At 39.8% G+C, this 13,186-nt stretch carries 13 protein-coding genes; 11 read left to right on the plus strand and 2 right to left on the minus strand.

What is annotated here, in order from left to right:
* The first annotated feature begins 149 nt into the window (after positions 1-149).
* Together rocD and IPK31_19380 are read left to right on the plus strand one after the other, a co-directional pair.
* A complete protein-coding gene (rocD, locus tag IPK31_19375; protein ID MBK8089902.1) occupies positions 150-1,385 on the plus strand; it encodes an ornithine--oxo-acid transaminase in 1,236 nt (411 codons plus the stop codon).
* A 118-nt stretch (positions 1,386-1,503) separates the two neighbouring features.
* Complete coding sequence (locus tag IPK31_19380) at positions 1,504-3,165, plus strand: glutamine--tRNA ligase/YqeY domain fusion protein (GenBank protein MBK8089903.1); 1,662 nt, start codon at positions 1,504-1,506, stop codon at positions 3,163-3,165.
* 138 nt (positions 3,166-3,303) lie between these two features.
* On the opposite strand, the gene IPK31_19385 is transcribed toward IPK31_19380, so the two are convergent.
* A complete protein-coding gene (locus tag IPK31_19385) occupies positions 3,304-4,560 on the minus strand; it encodes a nucleoside permease (GenBank protein ID MBK8089904.1) in 1,257 nt (418 codons plus the stop codon).
* A gap of 228 nt (positions 4,561-4,788) precedes the next feature.
* Here IPK31_19385 and IPK31_19390 point away from each other — a divergent pair, with 228 nt between their 5' ends.
* The 7 genes from IPK31_19390 (at position 4,789) to IPK31_19420 (ending at position 10,886) form a co-directional block, all read left to right on the plus strand.
* Positions 4,789-6,909, plus strand: a complete 2,121-nt coding sequence (locus tag IPK31_19390) for a choice-of-anchor J domain-containing protein (protein ID MBK8089905.1) — start codon at positions 4,789-4,791, stop codon at positions 6,907-6,909.
* 279 nt (positions 6,910-7,188) lie between these two features.
* A complete protein-coding gene (mqnE, locus tag IPK31_19395; GenBank protein MBK8089906.1) occupies positions 7,189-8,358 on the plus strand; it encodes an aminofutalosine synthase MqnE in 1,170 nt (389 codons plus the stop codon).
* Positions 8,359-8,480: 122 nt separating this feature from the next.
* Positions 8,481-9,089: a tetratricopeptide repeat protein gene (locus IPK31_19400; protein MBK8089907.1), complete on the plus strand. Its 609-nt coding sequence runs from the start codon at positions 8,481-8,483 to the stop codon at positions 9,087-9,089.
* 230 nt (positions 9,090-9,319) lie between these two features.
* Complete coding sequence (locus tag IPK31_19405; GenBank protein MBK8089908.1) at positions 9,320-9,682, plus strand: cupin domain-containing protein; 363 nt, start codon at positions 9,320-9,322, stop codon at positions 9,680-9,682.
* 274 nt (positions 9,683-9,956) lie between these two features.
* The gene (locus IPK31_19410; GenBank protein MBK8089909.1) at positions 9,957-10,256 is read left to right on the plus strand and encodes a hypothetical protein; all 300 of its coding nucleotides are present in this window, start codon (positions 9,957-9,959) and stop codon (positions 10,254-10,256) included.
* A 55-nt stretch (positions 10,257-10,311) separates the two neighbouring features.
* The gene (locus IPK31_19415; GenBank protein ID MBK8089910.1) at positions 10,312-10,479 is read left to right on the plus strand and encodes a hypothetical protein; all 168 of its coding nucleotides are present in this window, start codon (positions 10,312-10,314) and stop codon (positions 10,477-10,479) included.
* A 92-nt stretch (positions 10,480-10,571) separates the two neighbouring features.
* Positions 10,572-10,886: a hypothetical protein gene (locus IPK31_19420; protein ID MBK8089911.1), complete on the plus strand. Its 315-nt coding sequence runs from the start codon at positions 10,572-10,574 to the stop codon at positions 10,884-10,886.
* A 140-nt stretch (positions 10,887-11,026) separates the two neighbouring features.
* Here IPK31_19420 and IPK31_19425 read toward each other — a convergent pair whose 3' ends face one another.
* Positions 11,027-12,007 carry a helix-turn-helix domain-containing protein gene (locus tag IPK31_19425; protein ID MBK8089912.1) on the minus strand — a complete coding sequence of 327 codons (981 nt, stop codon included), beginning with the start codon at positions 12,005-12,007 and terminating at the stop codon, positions 11,027-11,029.
* A gap of 151 nt (positions 12,008-12,158) precedes the next feature.
* Here IPK31_19425 and IPK31_19430 point away from each other — a divergent pair, with 151 nt between their 5' ends.
* Both IPK31_19430 and IPK31_19435 read left to right on the plus strand, forming a co-directional pair.
* Positions 12,159-12,581, plus strand: coding sequence for an SRPBCC family protein (locus IPK31_19430; protein MBK8089913.1), 423 nt, complete (start codon positions 12,159-12,161; stop codon positions 12,579-12,581).
* 15 nt (positions 12,582-12,596) lie between these two features.
* Positions 12,597-13,019 carry a VOC family protein gene (locus tag IPK31_19435; protein MBK8089914.1) on the plus strand — a complete coding sequence of 141 codons (423 nt, stop codon included), beginning with the start codon at positions 12,597-12,599 and terminating at the stop codon, positions 13,017-13,019.
* Positions 13,020-13,186: the final 167 nt, after the last annotated feature.

A 13,186-nucleotide genomic window follows, 5' to 3' on the forward strand; every position in this document is an offset into this window, starting at 1 on the left:
TGGTAAACGCAACTCATATACTTCAGCTGAATCTCGATCTCCTCAATCATCGAGGATAAGAAGCCCCTAACCCCCTGAAGGGGGAACAATGCGTTACACTTTAGTTTTTCATTTTACATTTTGGTTTCTTCATTTCTAATTTTCATTCTATGCATACAACAGTATCTGTTTCAGCCGGTTCACAGCATTATATTGACCTCGAAGAAAAATACGGCGCACATAATTATCATCCATTGCCTGTAGTATTAAAAAAAGGCGAAGGCGTGTTTTTATATGATGTAGACGATAAACGTTATTTCGATTTCCTAAGCGGTTACTCTGCAGTGAATCAGGGTCATTGTCACCCAAAGATTATTGCTGCACTGATTGAACAGGCACAGCAACTCACTTTAACCTCAAGGGCTTTTCACAGCAACCTGCTGGGTGAATATGAAAAGTTCGTTACTGAATATTTCGGTTATGATAAAGTGTTACCGATGAATACTGGTGTGGAAGCTGTTGAAACTGCCATCAAGCTTGCACGCAGATGGGGCTATGAAGTGAAAGGGATTGAAGACAACAAAGCAAAGATCATTGTATGTGCCCATAACTTTCATGGTCGTACAAGCGCAGTCATTTCTTTCAGCACCGACCCAAGTTCTTACACAAAGTTTGGACCTTATATGCCTGGCTTTGAAGTAATTCCTTATAATGATTTAGCTGCTCTGAAAGAAGCATTACAGGATGAGCATGTATGCGGTTTCTTGGTTGAGCCTATTCAGGGTGAAGCAGGTGTGGTTGTTCCCGATGAAGGTTATTTATCTACTGCCAAACAATACTGCGAAGCAGCCAATGTATTATTTATAGCTGATGAAATACAAACCGGTTTGTGCCGTACCGGTAAGATGCTTGCCTGCGATCATGAAAATGTTCGCCCGGATATTCTTCTTTTGGGCAAGGCTTTAAGCGGAGGTGTGTTACCTGTAAGTGCAATACTTGCGGATAATGAAATCATGATGACAATAAAACCAGGTGAACACGGAAGTACTTATGGTGGTAATCCCCTCGCCTGTCATGTAGCCATCACTGCATTGAAAGTATTGAAAGATGAACAGCTTGCTGAAAAAGCTGAGGTATTGGGACAGCAATTAAGAAATGAGCTAAACGCTCTCAACTCCCCTTTCATCAGCCTGGTAAGAGGAAAAGGATTGCTGAATGCAGTCATCATCAAACATCAAAACCCGGAAGCTGCCTGGGATCTTTGTGTAGAAATGAAAGAACATGGATTACTTGCCAAGCCAACGCATGGCGATAAAATACGTTTAGCCCCACCGTTAGTGATCACAAAAGAACAAATCAGTGAATGTGTGGAGATCGTTAGAAAGAGTTTGCTTATTCTCCGGTAAAGTTTTTAGCCTGTAGCCGATAGTTATTAGTAACCACAGCTAATAACTATCAGCTATCCACTACCGGCTATTGGCTTGCTTATAACCCTTATTTTTGCACCTCAATTACAAGAAAGACATGAGTGAAGAGAAAAGCCTGAATTTTATTGAAGAATTGATTGAAGAGGATCTGAAGAGTGGAAAATATCAATCCATCGTTACCCGTTTCCCGCCAGAGCCAAATGGTTACCTCCATATTGGTCATGCGTCCAGTATCTGTTTAAACTTTGGTTTAACACAGAAATATCCCGGCTATACCAACCTGCGGTTTGATGATACCAATCCTGTTACAGAAGAAACAGAATATGTTGACAGCATCAAAGATGATATCCGCTGGCTTGGATTTACATGGAAACATGAACTATACGCTTCTGATTATTTTGAAACACTTTATCAATATGCCATCACCCTCATCAAAAAACGACTGGCTTATGTAGATGATTCCACTTCAGAAGAAATGGCAACGATGAAAGGATCGCCAACAGAACCTGGCAAAAACAGCCCATACCGTGACCGCAGTATCGATGAAAACCTGGTTTTATTTGAGCGGATGAAGAATGGTGATTTCCCCGATGGTACACATACCCTGCGTGCAAAGATTGACATGGCGCATATCAACATGCTGATGCGTGATCCGATCTTGTACCGCATTAAACATGCCCATCATCACCGCACTGGTGACAAATGGTGCATCTATCCCATGTATGATTTCGCACATGGTCAGAGTGATTCAATTGAAAACATCACCCACTCTATCTGCACGCTGGAGTTTGTTCCCCACCGTGAGTTATACGACTGGTTGATTGAACAACTGGAAATCTATCCATCGCATCAATACGAATTTGCACGACGCAATATCAATTATACAGTTACCAGCAAACGCAAACTGCTGCAACTGGTAAATGAAAAACATGTAACAGGTTGGGATGATCCACGTATGCCCACTATCACAGGTTTAAGACGCCGTGGTTATACTCCTGACAGCATTCGTGATTTCTGCGACCGTATCGGTATTGCCAAGAGAGAAAACATGATTGATGTTTCCTTACTTGAATTCTGCGTTCGTGAACATCTGAATAAAATTGCTCAACGCAGAATGGTCGTGTTCAATCCCATCAAAGTAATTCTTACGAATTATCCTGAAGGGCAAACTGAACTGATGCATTCAGAAAACAATCCTGAAGATCTCAGCACAGGCGAAAGACAACTTCCTTTCAGCAGGGAAATATTGATTGAAGCAGATGACTTCATGGAAAATCCGCCAAAGAAATTTTTCCGATTGGCACCGGGGCAAATGGTTCGTTTAAAAAGCGCTTACATTATTCAGTGCGATGAAGTGGTAAAAGATGCGGCAGGAAATATCACTGCACTTCATTGCAGTTACTTACCTGAAAGCAAAAGTGGTGGCGATGCATCGGGACTGAAAGTAAAAGGCACTTTACATTGGGTAAATGCAGCTGATGCAGTTGAAGTGGAAGTAAGGGAATATGACCGTTTGTTCCGTGTTGAAAATGCAGCGAATGAAGAAGGCGACTTTAAAGATTATATCAATCCTGATTCATTGAAAGTGGTAACCGGTTATGCGGAACCTTCTTTGAAAGAAGCAACGTTAACTGAACGTTTCCAGTTTATGCGTAAAGGATATTACTGTTTGGATAAAGACACCACCTCAACCAAACTCATCTTCAACCGTACAGTAACATTGAAAGATGCATGGGCGAAGGAAGTGAAGAAGAATTGATTTGTTGTCTGTTCACCCAACGGGTGACTGAACAACACATAGTAAAACGATGTACAGTCATCCGCCAGTTGGCGGATGAGCAGACATCGAAAAAAAAGAGCGGATCAATGATCCGCTCTTTTTATGCTTTTAATATCATTAATGATGTACAGCTTCCAGTGCTTTTGGATCATGCTTATGACGGAACAATAAACCAAATGCAACTGCAACAACAAGTGAATATAAAGAGAAAGCAATCCAGATGCCATGCCAGTCTTTCGATCCATCACTCAGTGTATAAAACTTATCAATCACAACTCCACTTACAGAACTTCCGAGCAATGCGCCAAATCCATTGGTCATCATCATGAACAAACCCTGTGCACTGGCCCTGATCTTACTGTCGCATTGCGAATCAACAAACAATGAACCGGAAATATTAAAGAAGTCGAATGCCAATCCATAAATAATGCAGGATAAAACAATCATCCACAAACCTTCAGCAGGATTACCATAAGCAAATAATCCAAAACGAAGTACCCATGCAAACATGCTGAACAGCATCACTTTCTTAATACCGAACTTCCTCAACATAAATGGTATGGCAAGAATAAAGACCGTTTCTGACATCTGCGAAATAGACATGATGATGGCCGGATACTTCACAGCAATGGCATCTTTATAAGCATCTACTTTTGCAAAGTCATGCAGGAAGGTATCGCCATAAGCATTGGTTAATTGTAACGCAGCACCCAGCAACATCGCAAAAATGAAGAACATGGCCATCTTCACATCTTTAAACAGTGAGAAGGCTTTTAAACCAAATGTATCAACAAATGATCTGCCTTTTTCAATCACATATAAAGGAGGACATTTTGGTAAGGTGAATGAATAAACACCCAATAACAGTGAAGCAACAGATGCCACATAAAACTGGCTGGCAGATGTTTCAATATGCAACAGACTTACAATCCACATCGCCACAATAAAACCAATGGTTCCCCATACCCTGATCGGCGGAAAATCTTTAATGATGTTTTTATTTTCATTTTTCAATGCTGTGTAAGAAACTGTATTCGCCAGTGAAATGGTTGGCATGTAAAAGATCATATTCAGCAGCATCACCCAGAAAAAGGTTGTGGGATTATCAACAGTCGGAATCAAAAAAAGAATGACAGCCCCTATGATATGACAGATTCCCAGCAGACGTTCAGCATTTACCCACCGGTCAGCAATAATTCCTGTGATGGTTGGCATAAAGAGAGCTGAAATACCCATGGTGGAAAAGATGGCACCAAACTCAGCACCCGACCATTGTTTGTTCTGAAACCAGTAAGCGCCAACTGTAATCAACCATGAACCCCAGATAAAGAATTCTAAAAAACTCAAAATCGTAAGACGAAACTTTATACTCATCACAAAATGGTTTTGATTGTAAATATCCTCTTCTATAAAAAGGAAAGATAATTGTTTTTAGAATATTGTACTGTCTGACTGCTCAATGTCATTAAACTTACACATGCTGTTTCAGTCACTGATTATTCCCGTTTGGGCAGCGTTTACCGGCAAAGCCCATGTCTTAACCGGATACATGCATCTTTTTTTTAATTCCTGTCGTACATTCACACATATTAACTATTATCAATGACATTGAAAGGTATTTGTATTTCCCTTGTTTTTTCCCTGTTAATGTTTTCCGGATCCGCACAAAAACAAAAGCAGGCTCCATCTGTACCAACCGGAAGCAATCACCGCTGCGGCACACAAACAGTAATGGATGAACTCATCAAAAAGTATCCATCGCTAAAAAAAGAAATGGAGCAGAACAGGCAAAAAACTCTGCAGGCTTTTCAACAGATCAAAATAGCTCAGCGTACCAATGCCACTTATACAATTCCTGTAGTTGTACATGTTGTTTTATCAAACCCCGCAACTGTAACTGATGCACAGGTACAATCGCAGATAGATGTTTTGAATGAAGATTATGCAGGATTAAATGCTGACTCAACAAGAATTCCTGCTGCCTTCAAACCATTGTTTGGAAAAAGTAATATCCGCTTTTGTCTTGCCCGCAGAGATGTTAAAGGAGATGCAAGCAATGGAATTGTTCGTGTTACTTCTTCCACCATTTCATCACCAGGCGATAATGATCCGGTGAAGTATACCTGCAAAGGCGGCAGCAATGCATGGGATCCAACAAAATATCTCAACATCTGGGTTTGCCAGATGCCTTCCGGTTTTCTGGGTTATACCTTTTTTGCATCCGATCCACTTTCTGTAATTCCTTTAGTTGAAAGAGGATTTGTAAACAGTTTCCGTTCATTCGGCAGAGGATCTATTGCTCAGGCTCCGTTTAATCTCGGTCGCACAGCTACACATGAAATTGGTCACTTCTTCGATCTCAATCATATCTGGGGTCCTAACAATTGTGATGGCGCACAGAACTGCCAGGATGAAGACGGCATTGGAGATACACCTAAACAAGTTAAATGCACATTCGGAGCACCCGCTGCAGACAGCATAATTACAGATTCATGTACAGCAACCGCACCCGGCATTATGTGGATGAATTATATGGATTATGTTGATGACCGTGCCATGGTGATGTACACACCAGAACAATACAACCGCATGGAAGCTGTTTTACTTTCTACTCCCTGGATGCTGGCGTTAACAAGCTCTGATGGATGTACTCCGCTTCCTTCACTGAACAGGGATGTACGTTTTGAAAAATTCAGAGATGCTTATTATGAACTCTGCGGAAATACAACCGATTTGATTTTTACCTGCAGCAGTTCTTATAAACCACTCATTACTATTAAGAATGTGGGAACAGATAATATTACCAGCCTTACCATCTCAGCAAAATTTGGAACAGGTGCAGCAGTAGTTACCAACTGGACAGGTACAATTGCACCGCAGGCAACTGCTGATATTATTCTCAATTCAATGACACTGAACCCCGGCACAAACAGTAACCTCATAGTATATACATCCTATCCAAACGGAGCTGTTGATCAGAAAGTGGCGAATGATACGGGGCATCTTGGCGGGGTGGTTTTTCCATTAGTTACGCTTCCGTATTCTGAAGGTTTTGAAAATGTCAGCTTCCCTCCCAACAACTGGCAACGTTTTAATACTGATGCAGACATTACCTGGGAACGCACAACAGCAGCAGCCAAAACAGGTAATGCATCCATGTTCATCAACAACTTTGATTATACATTGAATGGTTCAACCGACTGGATGTATTTACCATTGATCCCTGTAAAAGGAAAAGATTCTGCCTTCCTCACATTCCAGGTAGCAGCAGCAACTTACAGTCCGCCTGATTCTTTATTCAATCCAACCGACACACTGGAAGTACTGGTAACTTCTGATTGCGGATTAAGCTATACAAGTGTATATAAGAAATGGGGCAAAGACCTGGTAACAACCGGAAATATTGGAATCAAGACGGCCTTTGTTCCAACCGCCGGTCAATGGAGAATGGATACTGCATTCCTTGGTGATTTTTCCAGTTCAACTGCCGACTATGTGCAGGCCGTCATTAAGAATACAACCAATTACGAGAACAATATTTATATCGATGATATCAATATCACTGTAAAAGATGCCAACCCTAATTTGAAACGAAAGGGAATCATGATTACTCCCAATCCTTTCAGGAAAGCTTTGTACTGCAGTATTACCAGCAACCGCTCAATATTGAATACATCAATGTGTACAATCACATCGGGCAATTGGTTTGGCAGAAGAAAATAGCAATGGGCATACCCGGGAATAATTTTGGCCCCAGTTACCTCGAAGTAAATCTCGGCGCTCTCAGCAGTGGTATCTACACAGTGCAGATTGTATACAGGGCCAAAGAAACCCAAACGATAAAAGTTTTGAAAATAAATTAAGAGTAAGGTCAGATGAAGGCCTGACAGCAATCAGTAAGACGTGGAGAAAAGATGCCTTACCGAAACTGCTCACGGCGTAACTTTGCGGGAAGTTCACGCCCCGTCTGACGCCCTCGTCGGACGGAATAAAAAAAAACAAATGGAAACAGGTTTAGAAGCATTGATCAAAGGCAACCGTGTAGACAGTTCATTACAGGCAATTGCTGAAAAGATTTATAACAAAGAACGCATTACCGAAGCCGACGGATTACTGTTATTTGAAAAAGGAAGTCTCCCCTTTCTTGGCGCACTGGCCAATCATGTGCGTGAACGCCTGCATGGCGATGCCACTTATTTCAACCGCAACTTTCATATAGAACCCACCAACCTTTGTGTGTTCAGCTGTAACTTTTGTTCTTACTCCAAGATATATGCAAAAAAAGAAGAAGGATGGGAACTGAGTATTGAACAGATGCTGCACATGGTACAGAAGTATGATGGTATTCCCGTTACTGAAGTACATATTGTAGGTGGTGTGCATCCTAAAATGGATCTGCAGTTTTTTGCTGATTTATTAAAAGCAATTAAAGATCACCGTCCTGAAATACATATCAAAGCATTTACTGCTGTTGAATATGATTATATGTTCCGCAAAGCAAAAGTGAGTGTGGAAGAAGGATTAAAAACACTCATCAGTCACGGACTGGATTCTATACCCGGTGGTGGTGCAGAAATTTTCCACCCCGAGATCCGTGAAAAAATATGTGCTGATAAAGTAGATGGAGATGGCTGGCTGAAGATTCATGAAACAGCACATAAGCTTGGGCTGCACAGTAATGCAACCATGCTCTACGGACATGTTGAAAAATACTGGCACCGCATTGATCATATGAACCGCTTACGCAATCTGCAGGATGAAACAAATGGTTTCCAGACTTTCATTCCGCTGAAGTTCCGTAACATGGATAATGATATGAGCCATATTGCAGAAAGTACTGTAGTGGAAGACATGAAGATGTATGCCATTGCAAGATTGTTCTTAGACAACTTCCCTCACCTGAAAGCATACTGGCCAATGCTTGGAAGACATAATGCACAGATGACTTTATCTTTTGGAGTAAATGATATTGACGGAACAATTGATGATACCACAAAAATTTACAGCATGGCTGGCAGCGAAGAACAATCACCTGCTATGACCACTGAACAATTGGTGGCATTGATTAAACAGGTAAAACGCAAACCCGTTGAACGTGATACATTGTATAATGTAGTGAAAGATTACAGTGAAGTTGAGTTGGCCGGAGAAACAGGTTTTTCTACAAACTGAATAATGAAGACTTCTTTTTGAAGTCCTTTTTTTGTGGATGGGTTTGTATTAAATTGTTTTGATAATGAACAGATTTTTATAGAAATTATAACCCCAAGCAAGGTGTTAGCAGTTATTATAAAATGCGCCTCAAACCATTTTTTTTCATCATATCACTTTTTTCACTTCTTACCTCCTGTAAGCAGACCAATGAGCAATTGTTGGACAAGGCTTATAATCTTAATAAACAAAAGAAGTACGACAAAGCCATTGAAATTTATAACGAAGTAATTAATCGAAACAGTAAACTTCAATTAGCTTTTTATAACAGAGGGTTTGCTTATTTACAAATAAAAAAATATAAAGAAGCCCTAGCCGATTTCAATAAAGTAATAGCACTACAGACACATGGCGACTTTGTCATTAGCTACAACAAAGACCTGCCTTATCCAGACGAAGAAACAAGGACACAAGTGTCATATCATGTAGCTTTATACCAAAGAGCACAAGTAAAATATTTCATGGACAGTCTTAGAAGTTCATTTACGGACTTTCAGAGACTAGTTGACGACAATTATGAAGAGAAAAGTAATTGTATGTCTTGGCAAGGAACGATTTACATAAGAAGTGGCAACACTGACAAAGCATGTGAGTACTTTTTTAAAGCAAAACAATTTGCATTGAATGACGAAGACAGAAACGATGCAGAAGATATGATAAAAACCTATTGCGGACAGACAAACAACCGCTAACAAATCCCTCTGGCAAGTGTTCCGAAGGATCACTTGATGCCATTTGATCCTGCCCCAATTGTATCGGGGAATTTGAAAACAAAAAATTTCTATCTTGTACAAAAGCTGATCAATGTCTCAAAATACAAAGTTGGTGACAATACCATTCCACATTTTGTAACCTTCTCTGTTGTTGGATGCCTGCCCGACTGAGTCCTGAATCATTTAACTTTATCAATCATACTATCATCATGACAGAAAAAGTAAACATTGAACAAAAGCTTTCCTTATTCTCTGATTATTTCAGCCCGAAAATTGCCGGCGAGCTGAATGGACAACACGTAAAACTGGTAAAATTTAAAGGAGAATTTGTATGGCACAAACACGATAATGAAGATGAGCTATTTTATGTACTGAAGGGAAGTTTCAACATGGAGTTCAGGGATAAAACAGTTGTAATAAACGAACATGAATTTTTAATTGTACCAAGAGGAGTTGAACACAGACCGGTGGCTGAACAGGAAGTTTCTGTTATGCTGTTTGAACCAGCAACAACTTTAAATACCGGCGATGCAGAAAGTGATTTGACAAAAGAAGTGTTAGACAGGATTTAAAAGCAAACAGGGATTTTAAGGTGAAGATTATTTCTGATTTGTTTACAGCAGAAAACCACTCTCTGTTGTTAAACACTGTACTATAGAAAAATACATCCAATTATTTTAAAAAAATAAATGACACTGCCATAGGGTTGTCAGTGCCCGCATGTATGTTTGTTTCTGACTCATTTAAGAAACAATATGATACAAACCAACATCAACCTGCTATTATTTACTCTTTTTTTCAATCACACAGCTTACAGCCTGTAAGCAAAATTAAAATACAAACACAATGGAACAATCTGCAACTGCTGCTGCAATAAACTTCCCTGTTCAGCCATCAGCCAGCTCTTCACAAAACGACTTTGATTTTTTAGAAGGCAAATGGAAAGTACATAACCGTAAATTAAAAACAAGGTTGAACAACAGCAATGAATGGGCAGAGTTTGAATCGGAACTTCATATGCGGAAAACCCTTGCCGGAACCGGTAATGTAGAAAACTACTATGCCGTATTTGACGGCAAGCCTTTTGAAGGTATGGCTATCCGTCTTTTAATGCAAAAACAAACCTGTGGACAATTTACTGGGTAGACAGTAATGGAGCAACAATGGATGAACATCCTGTTACCGGTTCTTTGAAAATGGATTGGGAAAGTTTTATGCCAATGATGTTTTCAATGAAAAAGAGATTGTAGTACTCTACCAATGGGATACTGCAAATCCTGATCACCCAAAATGGTCGCAGGCATTTTCAACTGATCATGGAAAAACATGGGAATGGAATTGGGAAATGACACTAACAAGGATTGAGTAACTGCCTGAACTTAAATACCGTCAAATTATTCCTGCTGAACACTTTGCTTTTACAGGCAGATGTTTTAATTTATACATTCTAAAAAATCTTTTATGAAACGTATAATACTGATTGCCGCAATATGCCTGTGTTTCAGCAGTACACTTCTTTCCCAGTCAAAACCTTACAATGTAGTATTTGACATTACTACTGCCGATACAGCAGTTCATCAGCGTGTTATCCGCTGGATCAACATGATCATCAGTTCAAACCCCGATGCAAAAATTGAGGTTGTGTTCTATGGAAAATCACTTGATATGGTTGTGCAGGAAAAATCGTCTGTAACAAATGATCTGAGAAAACTTGCTGCTGAAAAAAAAAGCAAGCTTTGTGGTTTGCCAGCAGGCCATGAAAGTACACAACATTGAAAAAGTCAATTGTTACCCGGTGTATTGACAGTTCCTGATGGTCTTTACGAACTGGTAAAAAAACAGGCAGAAGGGTTCGGCTATATTAAAGTAGTGAATTGAACCTGTTGACAGAAGAATCATTTATTTCCGAAAAACAACTAATTCTTCACCGGAATTTTATTGTACTTATTCCTGTATTCAATGGGTGTTAACCCTGTTACTTTTTTAAACACGGTTCTGAATGCTTTTGTATCGGTATAGCCCACATCAAACATTACTTCATTCATATTTTTTCGGCTTGTTTCAAAACTGCGCTTGGCCGCTTCTATCTTAATGCGGTGAATATATTCCAGCACTGAATTATTAGTTGCCTGTTTAAACCGGCGCTCAAAACTTCTGCGGCCAACAGCAACAAGATCGGCTAATTCATCAACTGCAATTTTATCACTGATATGCTGTTCAATATATTCCTGCGCTTTTTTAATGGCAGCATCTGAATGATTCTTTTGCACTTTGAACATAGCAAATGCTGTTTGACTGTCTCTGTCAATATCAACTGCAAAATATTTAGAAGCCAGTACTGCTGTTTCCCTGTCGGTATATTTTTCAACCAAATGCAAAAGCAGGTTCCAGTAAGAGTTGGCGCCGCCACTTGAATAAAGACGATGTTCTTCAGTAATAATGCTTCCATCAATTACTTCTACTTCAGGAAACATTTCCCTGAACTCATTTTGAAAGCCCCAGTGTGTTGAACATTTTTTCCCGTTGAGCAAACCTGTTGAAGCAAGTAAGAAAGCTCCTACGCAGAGAGAAGCAACCTCTGCACCATTTTCATACTGTTCATTGATCCAGGGTATCAGTATTTTATTTTTGTCAATGGCTGTTTGCATATCACCAAACAAAGCAGGAATAAAAACGATATCTGTTTTCTTTACGTCTTTCAGTTGCTTATCAGTATGTACAGAAAAAATTCCTTCGTTGATCTTTACTTCTTTTGTAGCTCCCACCAATTCAACATGAAACAGTGGTTCTTTACCGGATGCTGCCAGGAACTGGTTAACGGCAGAAAATAAATACTGAGGATCAGCAATGGCCTGCATGACCGAACTTTCCGGAACAAGAATGCTCACATTTTTCATTTGGCAAAATGGTTGGTTGCTGTAAAGATAAAAGAAGATACTGTCGTAAAACACCCTTTTATTGTCCATTTTGTACAGCTTATTTTCAACGGAGGCTCCGCATCTTTGTACTGTTGAAACAGGGATTGATTTTCACAACCAAAAAAATACAATGGAAACAGGAACATCAATCACAGTAGAAGCAACCGTACAGGCACCGGTTGAAAAAGTATGGTCATTCTATACATCTCCCGAACACATTAAAAAATGGAACAACGCTTCCCCCGACTGGCATACACCTCATGCAGAAAATGATTTACGGGTGGGAGGAAAATTCCTTTCACGCATGGAAGCAAAAGATGGAAGTTTCGGTTTCGATTTCTGGGGAATCTATGATGAAGTAAAATCAAATGAACTGATTGCTTACACATTGGGCGATAACAGAAAAGCAAAGATCTTATTTAACAGCAGTGGCAATTCAACAGTTGTAACAGTAACCTTTGAAGCCGAAACTGAAAATTCAATTGAATTGCAAAAGGGAGGATGGCAGAGCATTCTTGATAATTTCAAAAAGTATACAGAAGCAAATGCATAATCCCTGTAAACAGAAATGAAACAGATCAACTCTTATCTTACTTTAAATGGTAACTGCAGGGAAGTAATGACTTTTTATAAAGATTGCTTAGGCGGTGAGCTCAATTTTCAAACCATTGGCGAATCGCCGCTGGCTGATAAAATGCCTGCACAGATGAAGGACTGCATCCTGCATTCAACCTTAACCAGTGGATCAGCCACCCTTATGGCTTCTGATATGGTAGGCGAAAACGGCTTAACCAAAGGAAATTCAGTTTCACTGATTCTCAATTGCAGCAGCGAAGAAGAAATAAAAACGCTTTATACAAAATTATCGGAAGGAGGTAAACAGGATCATCCCTTAGAACTCAGTTTCTGGGGTGCATTATTTGGTGACCTTACTGATAAGTTTGGTCATCACTGGTTACTGCATTATGATCAACTGACAAATAAACAATAAATTGGCGCTGCTTTTTCAGTAATTGCAATCAATAGCTTAGATACCTCTATGATTTTTTATGCTGCTGCCATCTACACCCGGAACATTGTCCTGTATCTTCTATCATAAAAAACTGAAAACGCATTCCTGAAGCCTGAAAACTTTGCTCCTTTCTGAAATTCTGCTGC

This window comes from Chitinophagaceae bacterium, from assembly GCA_016713085.1.
Classification (GTDB): domain Bacteria; phylum Bacteroidota; class Bacteroidia; order Chitinophagales; family Chitinophagaceae; genus Lacibacter.

Excerpts from the sequence above, each read along its gene's own strand:
- rocD (MBK8089902.1), top strand. The coding sequence starts at position 150 with ATGCATACAACAGTATCTGTTTCAGCCGGTTCACAGCATTATATTGAC.
- IPK31_19380 (MBK8089903.1), top strand. The coding sequence starts at position 1,504 with ATGAGTGAAGAGAAAAGCCTGAATTTTATTGAAGAATTGATTGAAGAG.
- IPK31_19385 (MBK8089904.1), bottom strand. The coding sequence starts at position 4,560 with ATGAGTATAAAGTTTCGTCTTACGATTTTGAGTTTTTTAGAATTCTTT.
- IPK31_19390 (MBK8089905.1), top strand. The coding sequence starts at position 4,789 with ATGACATTGAAAGGTATTTGTATTTCCCTTGTTTTTTCCCTGTTAATG.
- mqnE (MBK8089906.1), top strand. The coding sequence starts at position 7,189 with ATGGAAACAGGTTTAGAAGCATTGATCAAAGGCAACCGTGTAGACAGT.
- IPK31_19400 (MBK8089907.1), top strand. The coding sequence starts at position 8,481 with ATGCGCCTCAAACCATTTTTTTTCATCATATCACTTTTTTCACTTCTT.
- IPK31_19405 (MBK8089908.1), top strand. The coding sequence starts at position 9,320 with ATGACAGAAAAAGTAAACATTGAACAAAAGCTTTCCTTATTCTCTGAT.
- IPK31_19410 (MBK8089909.1), top strand. The coding sequence starts at position 9,957 with ATGGAACAATCTGCAACTGCTGCTGCAATAAACTTCCCTGTTCAGCCA.
- IPK31_19420 (MBK8089911.1), top strand. The coding sequence starts at position 10,572 with ATGAAACGTATAATACTGATTGCCGCAATATGCCTGTGTTTCAGCAGT.
- IPK31_19425 (MBK8089912.1), bottom strand. The coding sequence starts at position 12,007 with ATGAAAAATGTGAGCATTCTTGTTCCGGAAAGTTCGGTCATGCAGGCC.
- IPK31_19430 (MBK8089913.1), top strand. The coding sequence starts at position 12,159 with ATGGAAACAGGAACATCAATCACAGTAGAAGCAACCGTACAGGCACCG.
- IPK31_19435 (MBK8089914.1), top strand. The coding sequence starts at position 12,597 with ATGAAACAGATCAACTCTTATCTTACTTTAAATGGTAACTGCAGGGAA.